Source organism: Labrys methylaminiphilus subsp. lupini (assembly GCF_051161885.1).
Lineage (GTDB): Bacteria > Pseudomonadota > Alphaproteobacteria > Rhizobiales > Labraceae > Labrys.
In genome coordinates this window covers 5,172,488-5,195,390 of sequence record NZ_JBMDIH010000001.1, presented here as the reverse complement: position 1 = coordinate 5,195,390, position 22,903 = coordinate 5,172,488, and the positions used below count along the sequence as shown (strand labels likewise).

The following is a 22,903-nucleotide window of genomic DNA, read 5'->3' as shown; positions in this document are numbered from 1 at the left end:
AGAAAGAGACATGTTCCGTTCCAGTCTGGCCGCCGTAGTGCTGCTCGCCGCCGCCACCGGTTCCGCCTTCGCCGCCAACGGCGTCTGCCGCGGCTTCAACTTCCAGAACGACCTTTCCGCCATCGGCCTCTACGAGGTTGCCGAGAGCGGACGCACCTTCTTCATCAAGGGACCAACCAGCCAGCGTGAAAGCTGCCCGTCCCTCTCGCCGGCCTGCCGGCAGCGTTCCTTCCTGGTCGAGGGCGACAAGGTGGTGGTGAACGAGATCGAGGGCGATTTCGCCTGCGCCAACTATGTCGACCGCAAGGGCACGGACATTGCGAGCTGGCTGCCCTTGTCATCCCTCTCGCGGGTCCAGGTCCAGCCGCGCTGGGACGGCCGCTGGAGCACCTATGACGGGCGCTCGGTCATCACCATCAAGACGACCGGCAACGGCCGCATGTTCGTGCGCGGCAACGCCACCTACGATGCCGGTTCCTATGTCAACACAGGCGAATTCGAGGTCGAGGGCGACGCCAACGAGCAGGACTTCGCCTTCGGCTATTATGGCGGCCAGCAGATGGGCTATGAGGAGGCCAATGCGGGCCCCAAGCGTTGCGCGGCCCGCATGGTCCAGCTCGGGCCCTATATCGCGGTGATCGACAACGATGCCTGCGGCGGCGAGAACGTGCGCTTCACGGGGCTTTATTCGCGGCAGTGATTGGAGCGCGGACATCTCAGCAACATGAATGCATGTCGCTGAGATGTCCGCGCACCAGATTTGCCTACCCCCGCATCCTCAGCCCCTTGGGATCGAACAGCGGCTCGGGCGCCACCCTGGCCGGGCGGCGGTCACCGATGATCTCGATCTCATAGGGCGCCGAGGCGTCGAAGGCCGCCGCCTCGACATAGCCGAGCGCCACCGAGGCCTTGGCGTGATGGGCATAGCCGCCCGAGGTGACCCAGCCCACCACCTTGCCATCGAGCCAGATCGGCTCGTCGCCGATGACGTCGGCATCAAGGGCGTCGACCACGAAGGTGGCGAGGCGGCGCCTGGGGCCTTCATCGCGGGCGCGCAGCAATGCATCGCGTCCGATATAATCGTTCTTCTGGGTCGAGACGAAGCGCTCGAGCCCAGCCTCCCAGGGCGTATATACAGGCCGGTATTCGCGCGACCAGGAGCCGAAGCTCTTTTCCAGGCGCAGCGAGTTGAGGGCGCGCCCGCCGAACAGCCTGATGCCAAGACCGGCGCCTTCCTTCATCAGCAGATCGAACAGCGCGCGCTGGTGCTCGGGCTTGACCCAGATTTCATAGCCGAGATCGCCCGTATAGGTGACGCGCCCGATCAGGGCGGGCAGGATGCCGACATTGAAGCGGCCGACCGCCATGAACGGGAAGGCCTCCTTCGAGAGATCGGCGTCAACGAGGCGGGCGAGGAGTTCGCGCGACTTCGGGCCGGCGATCTGCAAGCCGACGAGGTCGAGGCCATGGGCGCGCAAATTGACGCCGGCCTCGGGCAGGCGGGCCTGGAACCAGCGCATGTGATATTGCTCGGCAAGCCCCGAGCCGAAGATCATGAAGCGGTCGTCGGCCTCGCGAGCCAACGTGAAATCGCCGATCAGCATGCCGTTTTCGTTCAGCATGGGCGTGAGCACCATGCGCCCCCTCGCCGGCAGGCGGTTGGGCAGGATGGTATCGAGCCAGGCTTCCGCCCCCTTGCCTGAGATCTCGTATTTGGCGAAGTTCGAGATCTCGAGCAGGCCGACGCCCTCGCGCACCGCGGCACTCTCGGCGGCGACATGCGGGAAGTCATTGGCGCGGCGGAAGGAGAAATCGTCCTTGGCCTCTTCCTTGGAGGGCGCGAACCAGAGCGCGTGTTCCAGGCCGTTCATGTCGCCGAACACGGCGTTGTGGCTCTCCAACCGGTCATAGACAGGCGTGGTGCGAAAGGGACGAGCCGCCAGCAGTTCCTCGTTGGGGAAGCGTATCCGGAAGCGGCGGGCGTAGTTCTCGCGCACCTTGGCGTTGGTGTGGGAGAGCGTGGTCCAGTCGCCATAGCGGGCGACATCCATGCCCCAGACGTCGAAGCCGGGATCGCCATGCACCATCCAGTTGGACAAGGCGAGGCCGACGCCGCCACCCTGGGAGAAGCCGGCCATGACGCCGCAGGCCACCCAGTAATTGCGCAGGCCCCTGATCGGGCCGACCAGCGGGTTGCCATCCGGCGCGAAGGTGAAGGGTCCGTTGATGACGCGGCGGATGCCGGCATTCTCGAAGGCCGGGAAGTGACGGAAGCCGACTTCCAGCGACGGGGCGATGCGGTCGAGATCGGGTTCGAGCAGGTTCTGGCCGAAATCCCAGGGCGTGGTCTTCTCCGACCAGGGCACGCAAGCCTGCTCATAGGTGCCGAGCAGCATGCCGCCGCGCTCCTGGCGCATATAGATCTCGCCCTCGAAATCGAGCGCGGTGATCACCTCCTTGCCGGTGGAGGCGTTGATCTCGGCGACCTCTGGCATGTCCTCGGTGAGGAAGTACATATGCTCCATGGCGAGCACGGGCAGCTCGAGGCCGACCATGCGGCCGCATTCGCGCGCCCACAGCCCGCCGCAGTTCACCACATGCTCGGCGTGGATATTACCCTGCTCGGTGACGACGTCCCAGCTGCCGTCCTCGCGCTGGGCCATGTCGACGACGCGGTTGCGCAGCACGATCTCGGCGCCGAGGATCTTCGCCGATTTCGCATAGGCGTGGGTGGTGCCGTAGGGGTCGAGATGGCCCTCCAGTGGATCGTACATCGCACCGGCGAACTGCTTTTCGTCGATCAGCGGCATCAGCTTCTTGGCTTCGGCGGCCGAGATGATCTCGGTGTGCATGCCCAGATACCGGCCCTTGGCATGGGCCATCTTCAGCCAGTCCATGCGTTCCTTGGTGCCGGCCAGCATGACGCCACCGGTGAGATGCAGGCCGCAGGACTGGCCGGACAGTTCCTCGATCTCCCGGTAGAGCTCCACGGTATATTGCTGCAGCTTGGCGACATTGGGATCGCCGTTAAGCGTGTGGAAGCCCCCCGCGGCGTGCCAGGTCGAACCCGCCGTCAGCTCCGCGCGCTCGATCAAGGTGATGTCCGTCCAGCCGGCCTTGGCGAGATGGTAGAGCACCGAGCAACCGACGACGCCACCGCCGATGACGAGGACACGGGTGTGGGATTTCATGGGGGAGTTCCTTGGTGTGGGATTCCCATCTCCCAGGTTGGGAAAGGGGCCAGGGGTGAGGGTTGGGACCAACGCCTATCCCCTCACCCCCAGCCCCCAGGCCATTCCAAGTGGAATGGCCGATACCGACTCGGGAGAGGGGAGTAACGTTTCAAAAATCCGTGGGCGCGCCGCCCTCTTCCTTGCGCTTCGCCACGAAGGCCGCGAGTTCCTCGCGGATGGTCGGATCCATCGGCGGTTCCTCATAGGCAGCGAGGCGTTCCTTGTAGATCCGGTTGGCGCGGTCATAGCCGGTGGGCGATCCCGCCTCCTGCCAGGTCTCGTAATTGCGCCAGTCGGAGATCATCGGAGCGAAGAAGGCATTGCGATAGCGTGCCTGGGTGTGGGCGCAGCCGAAGAAATGGCCGCCGGGCCCGACCTCGCGGATCGCCTCCAGCGCCAGTTCGTCGTCATCGACCTGGAAGGGCATCAGGAAATGCGTGATCATGTCGAGAAGGTCGGCATCAACAACCATCTTCTCGAAGCTCGCATGCAGGCCACCTTCCATCCAGCCGGCGCCATGCATCAGCAGGTTGACCCCGCCCATCACCGCGCCCCACAGCGAGAACACGCTTTCATAGGCGGCCTGTACGTCAATGGTGTTGGCCGCGCAGGTGTTAGAGGAACGGTAGGGCAGGCCGTAGCGGCGGGCGAGCTGGCCGCCCACCAGCGCCGCCTTCATCTGCTCGGGCGTACCGAAGGCGGGCGCGCCGGTCTTCATGTCAACATTGGAAGTGAAGCCGCCATAGGCGAAGGGCGAGCCCGGCCGCACCGACTGGGCCAGCACCAGCCCGGCCAGCGCCTCGGCATTCTGCTGGGCCACGGCGCCGGCGATCGTCACCGGCGCCATGGCGCCCGCCAGGGTGAAGGGCGTCAGCACAGTAACCTGGTTGCGGCGCGCCATCTGGATCACGCCCTCCATCATTGGCGTATCCAGGCGCAACGGCGAGGAGGAGTTGATGATGGTGAAGAGCGAGGGTTCGCGCTCCAGCGTCTCCTGGTCGATGCCGCGGGCGATGCGCGCCATCTCGATGGCGTCGAGATTGCGCTCGCGGCCCAGCGAATAAGCGTGGATCGGCTTGTCCGACAGGGTCAGCATGTCCGAGAGCGCATCGAGATGGCGCACGGAGGCATGGATGTCGGCCGGCTCGACCGGATAGCCGCCCCACAGATGGATGGTGTCGAGCGTTTGCCCAAGCCGGATGAGGTTCTGGTAGTCCTTGCGATTGCCAGGCCGGCGGCCGCCCTCGCGGTCGGCCACATTGGGGGCGCTCGCCACCGAGCAGAAGGCGAGATGATCGCCGCCGAGCACAACGTTGCGGGCCGGATTGCGCGCATGCAGCGTGAAGCTTTCAGGTGCGAGGCCAATCTTGGCCTCCACCAGACCGCGGGGAAAGCGCACCCTGTCGGAACCCGGATCAACCTCGGCGCCTTCGGCCTTGAGAATGGCCTTGGCCTCGGCATGCAGCACGTCGAGGCCGATCTCTTCCAGGATCTGCAGCGCGGCGAGATGGATGGCCTCGAGCTGGTCGTCCGAGACGGCCTTCACCGCCGGAAACGGGCGCCGGGGCTGGGGCTTGCGAGCCGGGGCCGCACCACCGGCACGCTGGCGCTCCTCGCGGCCACGGCGGCGCGGCCGCTCCGAGGTTTCGAGCGAAAGTTCCATCGGAGTTTCCATGGCGTGCCATTCCCCTGTCCGAAGAGCACGGGCCTGTCATCCCCGGCCGAGCCCTTTATGGGCGAGTGGAAGGGGATCCAGGGGCCACGAGGCATTTTGGGCTCCTGGATCCCCTTCCCGAGGCCTGCGGCCTCGCCGGGGATGACAGCACTCTTCGATTCACGAATTCGAAGAGAGCCTAGCGCGCACCTGGACCTGCCGCCACGGCGAAACGGCGCTATCGTTTTTTTGGATCGGGCCATCGAATAAAGGCGCACACGGCGCGCAGGGAGCGGAGATAGAGTTGGTGTGCCGGTCTGCTCAGCTCCATCGAAATCGATGGAGCGGGACCGGCATCTTCCGGCCTCCCATGCCGGTCTGAAGACCGGCACACCGAAACAGAGTTCCCCATGTCCCGCTACCAGCTTTCCCATCTGCCACGCATCACCGGAGGGCCGGGGGCCCGGGAACTCGCCGGTGAGCTTGCATCCGCCAGGCTCGGCAAGGGGGCGCAGGTGCTGCTGGTCGCCGATCCCGGCCTGAAGGCGACCGGCCTGATCGACGATGTCGAGGCGTCGCTGCGCAAGGCCGGGCTCGGCGTCTCCGTCTTCACCGAATTCGGTGGCGATCCCACCATTGCCTCGGCCGATGCCGCAGCCGCCCAGGCACGGCGCACCAAGGCCAAGGCTGTGATCTCGCTCGGCGGAGGCTCCGCTCTCGACCTCGGCAAGGTGGTAGCCGCCGTCGCGACCACGGCCGCCACGGCCCGACGCTCCGCGCAGGACTACGAATTGTGCAAGCGCCCCTTTCCACGCAAGCGCCTGGTCTCATTGGTCATCCCCACTACCTCCGGCACGGGCTCCGAATGCACCCGCACCGCCATCCTCACCCGCTCGGACAAGGCCAAGGTCTGGCTCTGGGGCGAGGAGCTCAAGCCCGACGAGGTGATCCTCGATCCGGAAACCACGCTCTCTTTGCCGCCTGTGCTGACGGCCTGGACCGGCATCGACGCCCTCGTCCACGCGCTGGAGGCCACCACCAACGGCAACGCCACGCCGGCCAACAACGTCTATGCACATGAGGCCATCCGCCTCGCCGTCGCCAACCTGCCCGATGCCGTCGGCAAGGGCAGCGACCTCGCCGCCCGCGAGGGGCTGCAGCGCGCCGCGGCGCTGGGGGGCATCGCCATCGACAATTGCGGCACCGCCGTCGCCCATAATATCGGCCATGCGCTGGGCTCGCTCCGCCCGGTCCAGCATGGCCGCTCGGTGGCGCTCGGCATGATCGCCACGCTCGATTGGAACATCGAAGGCGATGACGGGCGCTTCGCCGCCGCCGCGCGGGCGATGGGGCTCGCATCATCAGCCGCCTTGCCCGCCGCCTTCGAGAAGCTGGTGCGCGCCATCGGTATCAAGGTCTCGCTTGCCGACGAATTCGCCGGCATCACCTCGACGCGCCTCGCCGAGCAGATGGCCCGGCCCGAAAATGCCGCGATGCGCACGTCCAACCGTCGCACGATCGAGGAGGCCGACCTGATCCGCTTCGCCGAACGCGTGCTGACGCAGGCCTAGGAGCGCAGTGCCTCCAAGAGGCGGACGTCCCGTCCGCTCTTCCTATCGACACGCCCTTCGTTTTCAAAAGCCGGCTTAAAGCCGGCGGTCCCAGGAAGGCCCCCATGCTCACCACCCCCCTCACCCGCTCCGACTGGGAAGCCAAGGCCGCAGCCCTCAAGCCGGAAGGCCGCGCCTTCATCGGCGGCCGCTACGTTCCCGCTCTTTCCGGCAAGACATTCACGAAGACCTCACCCATCGACGGCCGGACGATTGCCGAGGTCGCCGATTGCGGCGCAGAGGACATCGAGGCGGCCGTGACATCAGCCCGCGCCGCCTTCGAGGATGGGCGCTGGCGCCTGAAGCCGCCAGCCGAGAAGAAACGCATCCTGCTACGCTTCGCCGAGCTGATCCGGGCCGATCTCGAGCATCTGGCTTTGCTTGAAACCCTCGACGTCGGCAAGGTCATTGGCAACTCGCTCGCCGTCGACGTGCCCTTCTGCGCCGACTGCATCCAGTATTACGCCGAGTTCGCCGACAAGAGCTTCGACGAGGTTGCGCCAACCGGACCCAACGATCTCGCCATTGTCAGGCGCGAACCGCTCGGGGTGATCGGCGCCATCGTGCCCTGGAACTACCCGCTGATCATCACCGCCTGGAAGATCGGCCCTGCCTTGGTCGCCGGCAACTGCGTGGTGCTGAAGCCGGCGGAGCAGTCGCCACTCTCGGCGCTGCGTCTGGGCGAACTCGCCCGACAGGCCGGCCTGCCGGACGGCGTGCTCAACGTTGTGCCCGGTTTCGGCGAGAAAGCCGGCAAGCCCCTGGCACTGCATCCTGACGTCGACATGATCTCCTTCACCGGCTCTACCGAAGTGGGCAAGCTGATGCTGCGCTATGCCGGCGAGAGCAACATGAAGCGCGTGGCGCTGGAATGCGGCGGCAAGAGCCCGCATGTCGTGCTTGGTGACGCCGATCTCGACGCCGCCGCTTCCGGCATCGCCTGGGGCATCTTCTATAATCAGGGCGAGACTTGCCACGCCGGCTCGCGCGTGATCGCCCATGCCTCGATCAAGGACGAACTGGTCCGGAAGATCGGTGAGGTCGCCAAGAGCCAGATCCCACTCGGCCATCCGCTCGATCCAACAGCCCAGATGGGCGCCCTGGTCGAAAAGGGCCATATGGAGCGCGTGCTCAGCTATATCGACATCGGCACACGCGAAGGCGCGACGGTGGCCCATGGCGGCAGCCAGGCGATGGCAGGGAGCGGCGGCTACTATGTCGAGGCCACCATCCTCGACGGTGTCGAGCCGCAGCACCGCGTGGCTCGCGAAGAAATCTTCGGCCCGGTCGTGGTCGTCAGCACCTTCACCGACGAGAGCGAAGCGCTGCGCATGGCCAATGATTCCATCTACGGCCTCGCTGCCGCGGTGTGGACCGGCAATATGAACGCCGCGCACCGCTTCACCTCGGGCATTCGCGCCGGCACGGTGTGGGTGAACTGCTTCGACCGCTCTTCGCTCGCCACGCCTTTCGGCGGCTTCCGGCAATCGGGCTTCGGCCGCGACCGCTCCCCCCACGCCATCGAGAAGTACATGGATTTCAAGACAGTGTGGACAGCGTACTGATTTGGAGCGCGGTCATCCCATGAAAATCACCAGCATCGAGATTACCCATCACCGCCTGCCCCTCGACCCGCCCTTCCATGCGAGCTGGGATTCGAAGCCGCGCACCGCCTTCGACGCTACCATCGTGCGGGTGACCACCGATGAGGGCCTCACCGGCTATGGCTCCGGCGACACCATGACCGGCTTCGAGGGCCATGAGCGCTTCTTCATCGGCCAAGATCCGATGGCGATCGAACGCCATTACCGCATCCTCTCCAACATCCAGTTCCATTACGGCCGTTGCTGGCCGCTGGACCTGGCATTGTGGGACCTCGCCGGCAAGATCACCGGCCAGCCGGTGTGGAAGCTGCTCGGCGGCCTTTCGAACAAGGTGGCCGCCTATGCCTCCTCGGGCACGCTGCGCAAGCCCGAGGAACTCGCCGACGCGGCCGAGGCCTATCTCGGCCAGGGCTTCAAGGCACTGAAGATCCGCTTCCATCGCGGCGACTGGCGGGCCGACATCAAGGCGTTGGAGGCGGTGCGGGCCCGTATCGGCAACCGGCTCGACCTGATGGTCGACTGCAACCAGGGCTGGCGCATGTCCTGGGACGCCTATGCGCCGTGGACGCTCAAGGAGGCGATCCCTGTCGCCCGCGAACTCGAACGGCTCGGCGTCTACTGGATGGAGGAGCCACTGCACCGCTCCGACCGGGAAGGCATGCGGCGCCTGCGCGAAATGGTCGACATCCGCATCGCCGGCGGCGAGATGACGCGCGAGCTCTACGAGTTTCGCGACCTCATCCGCGATGGCTGCCTGGACGTGCTGCAGCCCGACGCCGCCTTGGTCGGGGGCATCACCGGCCTGCGCCGCGTCGCTGCGATGGCGCAGGAGAACAATCTCACCTTCACGCCGCATACCTGGACCAATGGCATGGGCGTCGCCGCCAACTGCCACCTGACCGCGGGCCTCGCCGACGCGCCCTTCATCGAATTTCCCTACGACCCGCCGGAATGGAGCCTGCCGCGCCGCGACTTCATGATGACCGAGCCCCTGGCGGTCGACGGCGAGGGCATGATCACGCTGAGCGAAACGCCCGGCATGGGCTACGCACTGGACGAGAAGATGCTGGCGAAGACGCGGATCGGCTGAGGTTTTCGCTCCTATCGTCCCCGATGCCGCGACAGCACGAGCGTGGCGCGCGCCCTGATACCGGGAAAGCGGGTGTTCACCCCGCTCCAGCGCCAGAACAGCCGGTTGCCTCGCCGCCAGGCCGTCACCATGCCGCCGTCGACGCAGGTGCCGCGGCCGTAGCGGATATGCTCGCGGTAACGCACGATGGCGCCGTGCTGGCTGCGCCGGATCAGTACCCCGCCGCAATGCAGGCTGGGATAGTCGATGCGGGCGTTGCCGTTGATGTCGAAGACGAGATGGATGCGCCAGCGGCTCGGCGGCGCGCCGCGCTCGCTCTGCACGCCGGTACCGACCCAGGCGAGATGGCGCTTGGCCGGCAGCGTGGCGGCAAGCGCCGGAACCGTCGCGGCGACGAACAGGAAAGTGAGGACGAGACGGAGCATGGTCTTCATCCCCTTTGCCTAGCCAGAGCCACGGGCCTTGGCAAGACGATGTCACTCACGGTTGCGAAGAGGTAAGCTCGCCTTCGAAATAGCGGGGAAAACGCATCATGGCCGATGCCGGTGATTTCAGGCGGATCGCCCTGTCGCTCGCGGGCACCAGCGAGGCGCCGCATTTCGAGCGCACCGCCTTCAAGGCCGTGCGCATCTACGCCACCCTCGCCCCCGACGGCCTGAGCGCCAATCTGCGCTTCACGCCGGAAGAGCAGGAATTCAAATGCCTGCTTGCCCCTGATGTTTTCCGCCCTGTTACCAATGCCTGGGGCCGGCAGGGCTGGACCACGCTCACCCTCTCAGCCGCGAGCGAAGCGGAATTGCAGGACGCGCTCGCGATGGCGTGGAGGCACGGTGCAGCGGCGAAGAAAAAGCGATGAGTTCATTCCATGCCGCCTCGGCGTGCCTTGTTTCGATTCCGGTCCCGTGGGAGAGAATCGGAAACGGAAGCAGAAAAAGGGTTGGAATGACCGAGCATATTGCAATCGGGGCTGTCTACGCCCGAGCTTGGGTCCTGTTCCGGCAACGTTTCATCTGGCTGATATTGCTCAATGTTCTACAGACTGTGGGCGTGTCGATCGGCTTGTTCCTGCGAGAATTCTTCCTGGCGGCGTCTGTGTCTCCCAATGCGCCCTCTTACTATGTTCTCGCCATCCATCCGGCCGGTGCCTACGGCCTGCCGGTTGCAGCCGGTGCTCTGTTCCTGTTTGCCAGCATGGGCATGGTGCTGGTGATGGATGAGGGGCGCACCACAAGGACCAGCAGCGCCTGGGGTTCCCTGCTGCGGCGCTTCGTGCCGGTTCTGCTTGCCGTCGTCCTGTGTTTCGCCGCGCTCGGCTTCATCCTTTATGGTTGGGTCACCCTCATGGAGAGCCTGTCGCGCTATTTCGCCAGCCGTATCCTCCTGCTCGGCCTCAGCCTCGCGACCTTGGTCCTTCTGATCACCGTCTCCGCCCTGCTCTTCGCCACGCTGCCGGCGGCCGTGCTGGAACGCGGCGGCCCGTTCAAAGCCATCCGTCGCAGTTTCTCCCTTACCGCAGGGCAGCGCTGGCGGATCGCCGCCATCATCATGTTGCTGCTTCTGGGGCTGGTCATCGCCTTCATGATCATGCGGATAATCGCGCCCCCTCTTGGCGCCACGCTGGGCCTCTCCAGCAGCACCACCGTGGCAATCGCGATCTGGCTTGCCTACGACCTGTTCCTGTTGATGCTCAGCTTGCTGGTCATGGCGGCCTATCAGCAGATGGTCCGCCTCAAGGACGGTATTTCGGCCGAGGATGCCGGCAAGGTCTTTGAATAAGGCCCTCAGCGGGCCCCGGCTCGCGCCGCCACGCGTGCCCGCCCCTCCGCCACCGTCTGCACATCGGAGAGTTCGTCGATACGCAGGGGCACGCCGAACCAATGCACCGCCAGGGCGATGGCCAGAAGGCCTGCCACGGCCAGCATGGCGCCAATCGGCGCGGCATCAGGATCAATGCTCGCCAGGGCCAGCCGGAGCAGGATGAGGAACGCCAGCGCGAGCAACAGGAGCCAGATCGCCGCCATCGAGACTACGGCGGGGCCGAAGGCGACACCGACCTTGCAGTCGCAGGCAAGGCAGCGCGCCGAGCCCGTCGGCCCCAGCGTCAGCTTGCGCAGGACGGACAGGCAGGGCGCTTCCCCGCAATGGGGGCAGATATTGGCCATGGCAGGCTCCGCTCAGGCCGTCCGCAGCCGCGCCGCCCGTGCCTCCCACCAGACCAGGCCGAGGCTGGCGACGACGATCAGGGCAGCACCCGCGAAGACGTGGGGCTTGGGAACATCCTGCCACAGGAGGTAGCCATAGATGAAGGCCCAGACCAGACCGGTATATTCCACCGGCGCCAGGGCCGAGGCCGGAGCGTAGCGATAGCCCTCATAGAGCAGGTACTGGGCGACGCCCGACACCAGGCCGAGGCCGAGCATCAAGCCCCACCCCATGGCATCCGGCGTCTTCCAGATGAAGGGCAGCGCCGCCCCGCACACCAGCACGAACAGGCCGGATGTGGCGATCATCTGGTTGGCGGTGCTTTCGGAGCGGTTGATCAGGCGGATCAGCACGGTGCCCCAGGCCCAGCAGAAGGCGGCGAACAGCACCATCGCCGCCGGCAGGAAGTCGGGCCGGCCCGAGGGATCGGCCGCCACGATCACGCCGAGGAAGCCGGCAAGCACGGCAAGCCAGCGCGCGACGCTGACCTTCTCCTTCAGGATCAGGATGGAGAGCACCACCGCCATCACCGGCGCGCCGAAATACATGGTGGTGAGATCGGCGAGGCCCAGATAGCGCGAAGCGTTGTAGAAGCTGAGCCAGGCCACCAGCAAAAGCAGGCCGCGCGAGGTCAGCGCCCATTTGTTGCGGCTCTGCCAGATCGGCGGCTGGCCCTGGCGCCAGGCGATCGCCATGCCCACGACCAGGATGACGACCGAGCGCAGGAACAGGATCTGCGGCACCTCATAGCTCGCCACCAGCCATTTGACGGCGGCATCCTGGATGGCGAACAGGCAATAGCCGACCGAGGCCAGCGCGATGCCGGTCAAAGGGCGTGAATCGGGGGGAGAAAGGGGAGGCATGAAGGGGTACGCGAGGCAGCAAAACGGAGCTGATGGACTGGCTATACCATCGTCCCCGGCCCGACGCGAGCGAGAGCCCTGTGCTCAGATGTCGCGACTAGCCTTCTCCCTAATACCAATCCGCAGAATACATGACCCATCATCCCCGGCCGAGCGCAGCGAGGGGAAGGGGATCCAGGGGCTAGCGAGCGTAGACCCCGGCCCTGGATTCCCTTCCCGCCTCCTTCGGCGGCGCCGGGAATGACAGCGTTCTATCCACACGCACCGGTCACGATTCATGAAGGTTGGTATAAGTGGCTCGGAGCCCTCCCGCCGGCATCGCTCGCGAGCCGAAACGTCGAGACCGACAGACTGCCCCCTTCCTTTGGCGCCCCTAACCTCCATGCGTCATCATGCCCCTCGTCCAGGTCGCGCAGGGAACATTGAGTTTGGCCAAACCGGATGATGTAAGAGGATGCGATTTTCTCCCGATCGCCGCGATCAACGGGGTTCGACATCATGGACAGGCGCTGGCTGCCGCTGAACGCTTTGCGGGCCTTCGAGGCGGTGGGGCGGCAGGGGAGTTTCACCGGCGCAGCCCAAAGCCTGCTGGTCTCCCAAAGCGCCGTCAGCCGCCATGTCATCGGCCTGGAAGATTTCCTCGGCGTGCCCCTGTTCGATCGCAAGCCGTCGCAGCCGGCCCTGACCGAGGCCGGCAAGCGCCTCCTGCCTGTCGTCGAAAAGGCCTTCGAGCGCATCGACACCACGCTGGAGGAGATCATGCGCGAGCGGGGCGAGCCGCAGCGCTCTCTCAGGGTGCTGCTGCCGACGACCTTCGCCCAGCGCCTCGCCGTGCCGATCCTGCGCCATTTCCGGGCCGAATTCCCGGATCTCCGGCTCGACATCGATTCCCGCCCCGTGCCTGGCAATGCCGAGCGGGAGGCCGACGTCGCCGTGATCTACACGCCGCCGCGGGTAGCGCCGCAGGTACTCGACCTCCTCTGGATGGTGAAGCTGACCATCCTGTGCCATCCCGACGTCGCCGCGCGAGCCGATAGCACCGACATCGCCGGCTTCCTGGCCGCCAACGATCTCCTCCACGTCAAGCTCGACAGCCGTCCTCCAGCCTTCCTGTGGCAGAATTTCGCCAGGGCCGCCCATGTCGCACCGGGATCGCTTGATCGCGGCCTCGTCTTCGATACCGCCCAGCTCGCGGTGCAATATGCGCTATCGGGCGAAGGCCTGGCGCTGGTCGATCCCGTGCTGTTCGAGGACGAGATCCGGGCCGGCCGCCTGGTACGCCCCTACGACATCCATGTCGATGATGGCTATGGCTATTACCTCTCCATCCACCCCGACGACCTCGACCGCCCGGAGATCGCTTTGTTCCGTTCCTGGCTGATCCGACGTTTTTCGCGACCGCCCTTCCTTCAGGAAAGCACGGCGCCGGCCGTCTGAGCTGCCTTCTCCACACCCCCTTCCACCCGCTCTCCTGCCACGAGTTCGCTGCCTTGCGTTCCTCCTACGCTTCCATCGCCGCCCTGCTGGTCGCCGTCGCCGGCGTGCTGGCCGGCAATGGCGTTCTCACCACGCTTTTGCCGGTGCGCGCCGAGCTCGAGCATTTTCCGGCGCTGGCCATCAGCCTGATGGGCTCGGCCTATTTCGGCGGCATGCTCGCCGGCGCCTTCCTGACCCCGCGCCTCGTCCAGCGCTTCGGCCATATCAAGGCCTTCGGCCTGTCCTCGATCTGCGGCGCGGCGATGATCCTGGTCGCCGGCACCCTGGTCGAGCCGCACGCCTGGGTGATCATCGGCTTCCTGCGCGGCTTCTTCCTGGCCGGCATCTACGCCATCGTGGAAAGCTATCTGCAGGGCAGGGCGGAGAACCGCATCCGCGGGCGCCTGCTCGGCCTCTACTCGATCACCCAATATGGCGGCTGGGCCATCGGCAACCAGTTCATGCGGCTGGGCGATCCGGCCGCCTTCACCATTTTCGGTATCGCTGCGGCGGTGGTGATCGTCTGCCTGGCGCCCTTGCTGCTGATCGAGGACGGCCCGCCACCCAGGGACGGCCGTCGTCCCGGCATGCGTCTCCTCTGGCTGCTGCGCACCACGCCGGTCGGCTTCGTCTGCGCCACGCTGATCGGCTTTGCCAACGGCCCGTTCTGGTCGCTGACGCCTGTCTACGCCACCAAGCTCGGCATGGACGGCGTACAGACCGGCACGCTGATCTCGGCCATCACCTTGGGCTCGGCCGCCTTCCAATTTCCGGTCGGCCGGCTCTCCGACGCCTTCGACCGGCGCAAGGTGCTGATCGGCCTCACCCTCGTCACAGCTCTGGTCGAGATCGGCATCTACTGGTCCGGCAAGCTCCTGGTCGGCTGGCCCTTCGTGATCACCGGCTTCGTGCTGGGCGGCATCATCTCGACGCAATATTATGCGAGCTCGGCCTATACCAACGACATCACCGGCCGCGACAATGCCGTCGGCGTCGCCGCTGCCCTGCTGTTCCTCTATTGCATCGGCGCCGTGCTCGGTCCGATCACCGCCTATTATATCATGCAATGGCTCGGCGATCCCGGCCTCTACCTCCACAATGCCGGCATTCACGCCGCCATGGCGGTGTTCATCCTGCTGCGGGTGCTGAGGAGCCCCGGTCCCGACAAGGCTGGCACGACCACGATCTGATCAGCCATCTCACAAGGATCTTCTTCTCCCCTCGCGGGAGACGGCTTGTCGCGCCCCCACTTTGCCATCCCTACCAATGCGCCGCCACTGCCGCGCAGCCGATCAAGCCCGGCGTTGGATGGGTGATCAGCCGGATCGGGATCTCGCGCAGGAACTTCTCCAGCGGGCTCTTGGCCTCGAAGGCAGCGCGGAAGGCGTCCTCATCCATCAGCGGCGAGAGCTTCTGCACCACGCCGCCATAGAGGAAGACGCCGCCCTTGGCCGCGAACATCAGGCCGACGTCGCCGGAAAAGCGGGCGAGATAGTCGAAGAACAGATGCGTGGCCTCCACCGCCACCGGATCGCTGGCCGCCACCGCCGCCGTGCCGATCTCGGCGGCACTGCGCTCGGCGGGATGGCCTGCAAGGGCCGCGAGCGCGGCGTCGATGCGCTGCAGTCCCGGCCCCGACAGCACATGCTCGCCCGAGACGCGGCCGATCCTGCTGCGGATGAGCTCATGCGCCTTGCCCCAGTCCCCAGCCGGCGCGCCGATCTCGGCATGCCCACCCTCGGAAGGCACCGCGATCCAGCGCGAGCCACCACGCACCAGGGCACCGACGCCCAACCCGGTACCGGGCCCGAGCACCGCCATATTGCCGCCGGCCGCGCTGGTGGTGACATTGCCGATCACCGTGGTGTCGGCCTGCGCCAAATGCGGCAAGGCATGGGCGACGGCCTCGAAGTCATTGATCACGTCGAGACGCGCAAAGCGCAGTTCCGCCGCCAGGGTCGGCGGATTGAACAGCCAGCTCTGCCGGTTGGTCGGCCCGACCATCTCGCCTGCCACCGGCCCGGCAATGGCGACGACCCCGGCATTGGGCCGCTCGCCGACATCGGCGATGTAGGCTTCGATCGCATCCCGGAAGGTGGGAAATTGCTTGTTCTCGTAATGCCGCTCGCTGCGATAATCGGTGCGGCCCTGAACGACGAGGGCAAACCGGCTGTTGGTGCCGCCGATATCGCCCAGCAAGGTCAGGTTCGTCATGAGAATCTCGTCTCCCCGAGCAGCGCGTTCACGGCTGAACGCTTGTTTGCTCTAACTTCTTGTTTCCAGCCAATCCAACGGACTGGCTAAAGCGTCTCTGCGATTCTCGACGATTCCGTCAAATCGCAAAACGCCGTTGATTGTTATCGGTGAGGCTGACAGTTGCGGATGAGATTTTCAAGCCTGCCCGCACCAAGATGTAGCGCCTGCCTTCCCCGCGTCAAAGCCCTTTGAAGAACCGAACACGGATCAATCCGGCCGTCCTTCGTGCTGCCGCCAGGCTGGCCCTATCACCGGATGGACCATCAGGGCCTTGTACAGCGCCCGGAAAGCCGGCAAGGCGCGCGCCTGCTCGTGCCAGCCGGCGATCATGGCGGCATAGACATCGACGATGGTGACATCGTCACCCAGCAGGAAGGGCCCGGCGATCTCATTGGCAAGCAGGGTGAAGATGCGGTCGGAATCCTGCCTGGCCGCTTCGGCGACCGCCGCCCGCGCCGCCTCGCTGGCATCGGCGGTGAAGCGATCGGCGTAATAGGTTCGCAAGGCGGCCGGATAGGCATTGGTCGCCAGGAACATCAGCCAGCGCAGCGAAACGGCTCGCGCCGTACTGCCGGCGGCCGGCAGCAGACCGGCCCCGGCGGAAGCCTCATCGATGGTGAGCAGGATCGCCGCCGTCTCCGTCAGCACGGTGCCGCTGGGCAGGATCACCACGGGGACCTGCGCAGCGGGATTGACGGCGAGGAAGTCGGGCGCCTGCTGCTCGCCCTTGTCGGTATCGATCAGGATGCGCTCGGGCGTGATTCCCGCCCAGGCAAAGGCAACGTCGACGACGAGGGAGCCGGTGCCGGGACACCAATAGTGCCGCCACTGCCGCATCGCATGTTCCTCCCGAGCATTACCATTGCCGTTTTATTGTTAGGCCGGATTCCGCCTCATTGCGAGCCGGATGATCAATGCGGACGAGACGCCATGGACTGCTTAGGACAGCGGGATGGATCGGGAAGGCCATATCGGTCTTGCCAGCGTAATGGCCGCCGATGGCGAAGGCATAGCCCCTATAGTGCCTCTTACACGGAAAGTGCCGGGCTCGCGCCCCGGCTCGTACCTGGCTGCAGGCAAGCCAGAAGGCCCGCACCTTGCGGACCACGGTCATTCATCGAGAGGCAAGGCGGGAGGGGCATCCCGATATCGCAATGCCGGCACCGAAGGTCGGGACGTCCCCGCCCTTCGGCAGCAGCCACCTCAGTGGGAGAGAAGCAGCAGAATGAGGAGTCCCAGGATCAGCACAAGGGCGCCAGGCTTCCAGCTCCAGCTCTTCACCGCCATGCCGAACACGGTGGCGATGGTCGACAAGATCGCGATGATCGAGCAGATGCCCCAGCGTCCGCTGGTGCCACCGATGGCCAGCGCAACCACGATGCCCAGAGTCCAGGCCATTCCGATCGCGGAAAAACGCAGGAACCCCTCATAGGTGTTCTTGTGATCGGAAAAGTCGTGCGAGGTCATCGTGTCGTGATGTGCTTCGGCCATTTTCATCCCCAGAATTGGACAAGGGCCTTTAACCCGAAGAGCCGCTTTATGCAATGCGGCGCTTTGGTGGCAGGCCCCAGCAGACGGCGGAGCCTGCGTCAATACCAGGCATCGGGCATGGCGGCCTTGCGCTCGGCCACGAAGGCCTCCAGAGCCTCGCGCTTGCCCGCATCGAGCGGTGGCGGCTCATAGGTTTCCAGCATCGCCTTCCATTTGCGGTTGGCACGCTGGACGATGTCTTGGCTCCCCTCCTCGCTCCATTGCTCGAAGGAATTGTTGTCCGAGAGCGGGAAGTCGTAGAAGGCGGTTTCATAGTTGCGCATGGTATGGGCGCTGCCGAGGAAATGCTTGCCCGGCCCGACCTCGTGAAAGCCGTCGAGGGCGAAGGCGTTGTCGTCGACCGGCATGCCTTGCGCAAAAGTGTGGAAGGCACCGAGTTGGTCCGCGTCGATCACGAATTTCTCATAGGACATCGCCAGGGCGCCTTCGGCCCAGCCGGCCGCATGCAGGATGAAATGGGCACCGGCCAGAAAGGCCGGCCACATCGAATTGGCGCTCTCATAAGCGGCCTGGGCGTCGGGGATCTTGGAGGCGCACAGATTGCCGCCGCAGCGCAGTGGCACGCCGAGCCGGCGCGCCAGCGCGCCGATGCCGAGATAGCCGAGCGCCGGCTCCGGGGTGCCGAAAGTGGGAGCGCCGGATTTCAGCGACATCGAGGACAGGAAATTGCCGAGGATGGCCGGCGCTCCCGGCCGTTCGAGCTGGGTGAGCGCCACGCACATCATGGCCTCGGCAAAGCACTGCGCCAGCGCCCCCGCCGTGGTCACCGGCCCCATGGCTCCCCCGAGGATGAAGGGCACGCACACGGCCGCCTGATTGGCCCTGGCATAGGTGCGGATGACGCGGGATGCCTCGCCGTCCAGCACCAAAGGTGAATTGGTGTTGACGTTGCCGAGGATGACGCAATTGGCGTCGACGAACTCGGCCCCGAACAGCACCCGGCACATCTCGATGGAATCGGCGGCTCGCGGCGCCGTGGTCACCGACCCCATGAACGCCTTGTCCGACAGGGTCATATGCGCCAGCACCATGTCGAAATGCCGCTTGTTGACGGGCACGTCGACCGGCTCGCACACCGTGCCGCCGGAATGGTGCAGCCAGGGCGTCAGATAGGCCAGCCGCACGAAATTGCCAAAATCCTCCAGCGTGCCGTAGCGCCGGCCGCGATCGGCATCGGAAACGAAGGGCGAGCCATAGGCCGGCGAGAACACCGTATTGGGCCCACCGATCACCACCGAACGCTCGGGATTGCGGGCGTGCTGGACGAAACTCGCCGGGCAGCTCGCCTGGATGATCGAACGGATCAGGCCGCGCGGCGGGCGGATGCGCCAGCCATCGGTGTCGGCACCGGCCAGGCGGAAGAGGTCGACGGCTTCCTGGTCGCCGCGGATCTCGAAGCCGATCTCCTCGAGGATGCGGTCGGCGTGCTCCTCGATACGGACGAGGGCTTCCTCCGACAGGATCTCATAGGGCGGAATCCGGCGCGTGATATAGGCGGGTGCCGCCGGCCCGCTGCGCACCCCGCGCCGTCCCGAACGGGACCGCCTCGTCTCGGCCGCTACTTCCGCCCTCATCGTGCCACTCCTGAGTTGGACAGAGTGATGCTAGCTGGACGAAAATGTCTCAAAGACTGAAACCGGACATTCCCTGTTCTGCAGGCGACAGTTTCTGGCCGTTCAGTGCACGGGGGAGATGATGGTGACGGAATGATCAAGCGAAAGCCGCCGGATGGCGAGTTCCGCCGCCATGACATTGTCGAGCCCGGTCAAGGTCGTTTCGGCCTCGTCGCCCTTCGCCTCATGGCGGATTTCCAGCGTGCCGAAGCCACGTTCGATGCTCTTGCGCTCGACGCCCAGAATGGCTCTGCCGGAAAGGACTTCCTCGATGCCGCTGCGGATGGAGATCAGCACCAGGCGCCGATCCGTGATCAGCACCACCCGATCCTTGGCGCGCCGGTAGGCGGCCCAGGGCGCGCAGGTGAGGTAAAGCCCGAACAGGAAGGCCGGCACGGCGAGGAGGCTGAACAGGGCCGGCAGGATCAGCGAGCCGCCACTGTGGACAGCCTGCCAGACGGCCACGAGGCAGGCCCAGGCGATCGGCAGGCTGAGAACCGCGAGAAGGACGCCGGCGCCGAGGGTCGGCAAAGCGTTGCGCGCGGCCTCGCGCGGATCCGGCGCAGTGACGTAGACGATCGGCTCGGCGGGCGCCAAAGCCTTCACCGTCGCGCGTCGCGCCGCCTCGCTCAGCGTCAACAAGCCAGACATGGTTCCTTCCGGTCCAATTCACTGTCACCCAATTTGCTTGTCACTTGCGCCGTCTAGCCATAAAAGACCGGGCAACAGGGCCTTATCTCACACGGTTTGAACACAATGGACAAGTTCGTCACGCTCACGGGCGTCGCTGCGCCGCTGGAAATCATGAACGTAGACACGGACATGATCATCCCCAAGCAATATCTCAAGACCATCAAGCGCACGGGCCTCGGCGCGGGACTGTTTTCCGAGATGCGCTTCAACGATGACGGCAGCGAAAATCCGGATTTCGTGTTGAACAAGCCCGCCTATCGCCAGGCCAAGATCCTAGTCGCCGGCGACAATTTCGGCTGTGGTTCCTCGCGTGAGCATGCCCCCTGGGCGCTGCTCGATTTCGGCATACGCTGTGTGATCTCCACCTCCTTCGCCGACATTTTCTACAACAACTGCTTCAATAACGGCATCCTGCCGATCGTCGTCTCCGAGTCCGATCTCGAAAAATTGTTCGACGATGCCCGGCGCGGCGCCAATGCCACGCTGACGGTGGATCTCGAAGCCCAGGAAATCCACGGCCCGGATGGCGGCAGCGTCAAGTTCGACATCGACCCGGCCCGCAAGAACAAGCTGCTCAAGGGCCTCGACGACATCGGCGAGACCATGGAGAAGACCCCCTCGATCGCCACCTTCGAGCAGAAGACGGCGGCGTCGCGCCCCTGGATCTGACCTCGCGGCTCTGAAGCCTGTCTCCGCCCCTTCGCGCCCCCCGCGGCGGCGCTGTTCAATTGGGAAAGGACGACACCGAACGAGGCCCGGCAATCTCTTCTCGAAACCGGGAGGGACTGCCGGGCTTTCTCTTGAAAGCGCAAGATGTCTGAAGGTCGGCCGCTTGCGGGCCTTCACAACGCCGTAGGCTTTGCTCGGGGGCTCAGGGCGAGAATGAGGGCTGCATTTCAGCCGCCGGCAACCGGGCGGCTGCGCACCTTCATGCACTTGCCATGCCTGGTTGCAAAGCACGCCTGAGACTTGCTTCGATATCGCCAACTCTTGCGCATTACCAGGGGTGACGTTGGGAAATGACCGCTGGAGCATGATTTGCGCCAGCCTTACTGTGCCGAATAATGAAGAATTAACGATGATCAGCTTGTAGTAGGCGCGCGATTCGCATGCTCATTCTGATTCCCGGTTTGGAAGGTCCGTGATGCCCCAATTGTCCCGCCGCCTGTTCATGCTCGGCGCACCGCTCCTTCTCGCCGGCTGCGCCTCTTCGAAGCGCCTGTCAGCCGACTCGATCTTCGATGGCTGGGGCGGCAGCGATTATGACTATGGCGAAATCTATGCGGGCTTCGAGGACAACGGCAATCCGGTCCCGGCGATCGATCTGCGGCGGATCGATTCAGCCTTCCTGCGCCGGGAAGTCTCGGACCCGACCGGCGAGGCGCCGGGTACCGTGGTCGTCGACCCGGCCAATCACTATCTCTACCACGTGCATGAAGGCGGCAACGCTACGCGCTATGGCGTGGGCGTCGGCCGCGAGGGCTTCGCCTGGAACGGCCGCGCGACGATCAAGCGCAAGGCGGTATGGCCGCGCTGGACGCCGCCCTCCGACATGGTGAAGCGCGACAGCGAAGCGGCCAAATGGGCTGGCGGTATGCCTGGCGGACCGGGAAATCCCTTGGGCGCACGGGCTTTGTATCTGTTCCAGGGCGATCGCGACACGCTCTACCGCCTGCACGGCACCATCGACCCCTCCTCGATCGGCAAGTCGATGTCGTCGGGCTGCATCCGCCTGCTCAACCAGGACATCATCCACCTCTACAACAACACCCCCGTCGGCTCCCGCGTGGTGGTGCTCGGCAGCGGCGGCGATGGATATGCCGACGACCAGGAAGCGGCGATGTAATATTGGCGCCTTGCGAACGGAGTGAAGCCGTCCAGCATTGCGCCGAATATATCGATTGCCGGGCCGCTTTGGCGTCCTCGTAACGACGTCCTCGCCAGTCAAACCTATCGCTGACTGACATTACAGCTTCCACGTGACGAAATTTTCATGCGCAACCCTCTTGCGCATGGACCATCGCAGACCCGATTTTCAGGCCATGACGAACGGGTTCCTTCCGATGCATTACGCGCGCACCGCCCTGCTCCTCGCCGGCATGACGGCCCTGTTCATGGTGATCGGGCTCATGCTGGGCGGCAAGGGCGGCATGATGATCGCCCTTCTGGTGGCCGTGGGCACCAACCTGTTCGCCTATTGGCGCTCGGGCGACATGGTGCTGTCGATGTATGGAGCCCGCGAGGTCAGTCCCGCCAGCGAGCCGGGGCTCTACAAGCTCACGGCCGGGCTTGCCCGCAATGCCGGCCTGCCGATGCCCAAGCTCTATCTGATCGACGATCCGCAGCCCAATGCCTTCGCCACCGGGCGCGATCCCGCCAATGCAGCCGTTGCCATCAATACCGGCCTGCTGCAGTCGCTGTCGCGCGACGAGGTCGCGGGCGTGATCGCCCATGAGCTTGCCCATATCAAGCATCGCGACACGCTGCTGATGACCGTTACGGCCACGCTGGCCGGCGCCATTTCGATGGTGGCCAATTTCGGCATGTTCTTTTCCGGCAATCGCGAGCGCAATTCGCTCGGCCCAATCGGCAGCATCCTGCTCGCCGTGCTGGCGCCGCTGGCTGCCATGGTGGTGCAGATGGCGATCTCGCGCTCACGCGAATATGAGGCCGACCGCCTGGGCGCCGAGATCAGCGGCAACCCGCTGGCACTCGCCTCGGGCCTGGCGCGCATCCAGAATGCCGCCCATGCCATTCCCAACGAGCAGGCCGAGGCCCATCCCGCCACGGCGCACATGTTCATCATCAATCCGCTGTCGGGACGGCCGATGGACAATCTGTTCTCGACCCATCCCGACACCCAGAACCGCATCGCCGCGCTGGAAGAACAGGCCCGGCGCATGGGCGCGGGACGACAACCGCCCCGTCAGGGCGGTTTCGTCGAGGGCGTCAATCTCGACGACCTCGGCCCTCGCGGCCCGCAAAGCCCGAAAGGCCCGGAGAATCCGAAAGGCCCGTGGGGCTGAGCCGACGTACCAGGAAGCATTGAAAATGCCTC

At 65.3% G+C, this 22,903-nt stretch carries 21 protein-coding genes and 1 pseudogene; 12 read left to right on the top strand and 10 right to left on the bottom strand.

Translation table 11 applies throughout. From position 1 onward, the window contains the following. The first annotated feature begins 10 nt into the window (after positions 1–10). The gene (locus ACN6KF_RS24290) at positions 11–700 is read left to right on the top strand and encodes a hypothetical protein (protein WP_434959317.1); all 690 of its coding nucleotides are present in this window, start codon (positions 11–13) and stop codon (positions 698–700) included. Between the two features lie 64 nt (positions 701–764). Here the strand turns inward: ACN6KF_RS24290 and ACN6KF_RS24285 are convergent, their stop codons facing one another. Both ACN6KF_RS24285 and ACN6KF_RS24280 read right to left on the bottom strand, forming a co-directional pair. After that, on the bottom strand, positions 765–3,191 hold the full coding sequence (locus ACN6KF_RS24285) for a GcvT family protein (protein WP_434959316.1): 2,427 nt from the start codon (positions 3,189–3,191) through the stop codon (positions 765–767). 151 nt (positions 3,192–3,342) lie between these two features. Next, positions 3,343–4,896, bottom strand: a complete 1,554-nt coding sequence (locus tag ACN6KF_RS24280) for a trimethylamine methyltransferase family protein (RefSeq protein WP_434959315.1) — start codon at positions 4,894–4,896, stop codon at positions 3,343–3,345. Between the two features lie 401 nt (positions 4,897–5,297). Between ACN6KF_RS24280 and ACN6KF_RS24275 the strand changes: the two genes are divergently transcribed. From ACN6KF_RS24275 to ACN6KF_RS24265, 3 genes are all read left to right on the top strand, one after another. Next, positions 5,298–6,458 carry an iron-containing alcohol dehydrogenase gene (locus tag ACN6KF_RS24275; RefSeq protein WP_434959314.1) on the top strand — a complete coding sequence of 387 codons (1,161 nt, stop codon included), beginning with the start codon at positions 5,298–5,300 and terminating at the stop codon, positions 6,456–6,458. A gap of 104 nt (positions 6,459–6,562) precedes the next feature. Next, complete coding sequence (locus ACN6KF_RS24270) at positions 6,563–8,062, top strand: aldehyde dehydrogenase (RefSeq protein WP_434959313.1); 1,500 nt, start codon at positions 6,563–6,565, stop codon at positions 8,060–8,062. Between the two features lie 19 nt (positions 8,063–8,081). Continuing rightward, positions 8,082–9,191: a mandelate racemase/muconate lactonizing enzyme family protein gene (locus ACN6KF_RS24265; protein WP_434959312.1), complete on the top strand. Its 1,110-nt coding sequence runs from the start codon at positions 8,082–8,084 to the stop codon at positions 9,189–9,191. 11 nt (positions 9,192–9,202) lie between these two features. Here ACN6KF_RS24265 and ACN6KF_RS24260 read toward each other — a convergent pair whose 3' ends face one another. Next, a complete protein-coding gene (locus ACN6KF_RS24260) occupies positions 9,203–9,616 on the bottom strand; it encodes a hypothetical protein (RefSeq protein WP_434959311.1) in 414 nt (137 codons plus the stop codon). Between the two features lie 107 nt (positions 9,617–9,723). On the opposite strand from ACN6KF_RS24260, the gene ACN6KF_RS24255 reads away from it, so the two are divergent. Both ACN6KF_RS24255 and ACN6KF_RS24250 read left to right on the top strand, forming a co-directional pair. Continuing rightward, positions 9,724–10,047: an MmcQ/YjbR family DNA-binding protein gene (locus tag ACN6KF_RS24255; protein WP_434959310.1), complete on the top strand. Its 324-nt coding sequence runs from the start codon at positions 9,724–9,726 to the stop codon at positions 10,045–10,047. Between the two features lie 86 nt (positions 10,048–10,133). Then, on the top strand, positions 10,134–10,967 hold the full coding sequence (locus ACN6KF_RS24250) for a hypothetical protein (RefSeq protein ID WP_434959309.1): 834 nt from the start codon (positions 10,134–10,136) through the stop codon (positions 10,965–10,967). A 5-nt stretch (positions 10,968–10,972) separates the two neighbouring features. Here ACN6KF_RS24250 and ACN6KF_RS24245 read toward each other — a convergent pair whose 3' ends face one another. Beyond that, positions 10,973–11,353, bottom strand: a complete 381-nt coding sequence (locus ACN6KF_RS24245) for a hypothetical protein (RefSeq protein WP_434959308.1) — start codon at positions 11,351–11,353, stop codon at positions 10,973–10,975. A gap of 12 nt (positions 11,354–11,365) precedes the next feature. After that, positions 11,366–12,256, bottom strand: a complete 891-nt coding sequence (locus tag ACN6KF_RS24240) for a DMT family transporter (protein ID WP_434959307.1) — start codon at positions 12,254–12,256, stop codon at positions 11,366–11,368. 498 nt (positions 12,257–12,754) lie between these two features. On the opposite strand from ACN6KF_RS24240, the gene ACN6KF_RS24235 reads away from it, so the two are divergent. The 3 genes and pseudogenes from ACN6KF_RS24235 (at position 12,755) to ACN6KF_RS24225 (ending at position 14,922) form a co-directional block, all read left to right on the top strand. Then, positions 12,755–13,693 (top strand): LysR substrate-binding domain-containing protein, encoded by a 939-nt coding sequence (locus tag ACN6KF_RS24235; protein ID WP_434959306.1) that lies wholly within the window; start codon positions 12,755–12,757, stop codon positions 13,691–13,693. Then, positions 13,624–14,304: pseudogene (locus ACN6KF_RS24230) on the top strand (MFS transporter); the annotation flags it as partial. The gene ACN6KF_RS24235 and the pseudogene ACN6KF_RS24230, both read left to right, overlap by 70 nt. A gap of 15 nt (positions 14,305–14,319) precedes the next feature. After that, positions 14,320–14,922 (top strand): MFS transporter, encoded by a 603-nt coding sequence (locus ACN6KF_RS24225; RefSeq protein WP_434959757.1) that lies wholly within the window; start codon positions 14,320–14,322, stop codon positions 14,920–14,922. A 70-nt stretch (positions 14,923–14,992) separates the two neighbouring features. Here the strand turns inward: ACN6KF_RS24225 and ACN6KF_RS24220 are convergent, their stop codons facing one another. The 5 genes from ACN6KF_RS24220 to ACN6KF_RS24200 all read right to left on the bottom strand — a co-directional run bounded on the left by ACN6KF_RS24220 (position 14,993) and on the right by ACN6KF_RS24200 (position 19,803). Continuing rightward, complete coding sequence (locus ACN6KF_RS24220; RefSeq protein ID WP_434959305.1) at positions 14,993–15,946, bottom strand: glucokinase; 954 nt, start codon at positions 15,944–15,946, stop codon at positions 14,993–14,995. Between the two features lie 249 nt (positions 15,947–16,195). After that, complete coding sequence (locus ACN6KF_RS24215) at positions 16,196–16,825, bottom strand: glutathione S-transferase family protein (RefSeq protein WP_434959304.1); 630 nt, start codon at positions 16,823–16,825, stop codon at positions 16,196–16,198. Positions 16,826–17,191: 366 nt separating this feature from the next. Then, the gene (locus tag ACN6KF_RS24210) at positions 17,192–17,479 is read right to left on the bottom strand and encodes an aa3-type cytochrome c oxidase subunit IV (protein WP_434959303.1); all 288 of its coding nucleotides are present in this window, start codon (positions 17,477–17,479) and stop codon (positions 17,192–17,194) included. A gap of 98 nt (positions 17,480–17,577) precedes the next feature. Further along, positions 17,578–19,113, bottom strand: coding sequence for a trimethylamine methyltransferase family protein (locus tag ACN6KF_RS24205; RefSeq protein ID WP_434959302.1), 1,536 nt, complete (start codon positions 19,111–19,113; stop codon positions 17,578–17,580). A gap of 102 nt (positions 19,114–19,215) precedes the next feature. Continuing rightward, the gene (locus tag ACN6KF_RS24200; protein ID WP_434959301.1) at positions 19,216–19,803 is read right to left on the bottom strand and encodes a hypothetical protein; all 588 of its coding nucleotides are present in this window, start codon (positions 19,801–19,803) and stop codon (positions 19,216–19,218) included. Positions 19,804–19,908: 105 nt separating this feature from the next. On the opposite strand from ACN6KF_RS24200, the gene leuD reads away from it, so the two are divergent. From leuD to htpX, 3 genes are all read left to right on the top strand, one after another. Beyond that, entirely contained in the window at positions 19,909–20,514 is a 606-nt protein-coding gene (gene leuD / locus ACN6KF_RS24195) for a 3-isopropylmalate dehydratase small subunit (protein ID WP_434959300.1), read from the top strand. Between the two features lie 475 nt (positions 20,515–20,989). Further along, positions 20,990–21,691 carry a L,D-transpeptidase gene (locus ACN6KF_RS24190; RefSeq protein WP_434959299.1) on the top strand — a complete coding sequence of 234 codons (702 nt, stop codon included), beginning with the start codon at positions 20,990–20,992 and terminating at the stop codon, positions 21,689–21,691. A 217-nt stretch (positions 21,692–21,908) separates the two neighbouring features. Continuing rightward, a complete protein-coding gene (gene htpX, locus ACN6KF_RS24185; RefSeq protein ID WP_434959756.1) occupies positions 21,909–22,871 on the top strand; it encodes a zinc metalloprotease HtpX in 963 nt (320 codons plus the stop codon). The last annotated feature ends 32 nt before the right edge of the window (positions 22,872–22,903 follow it).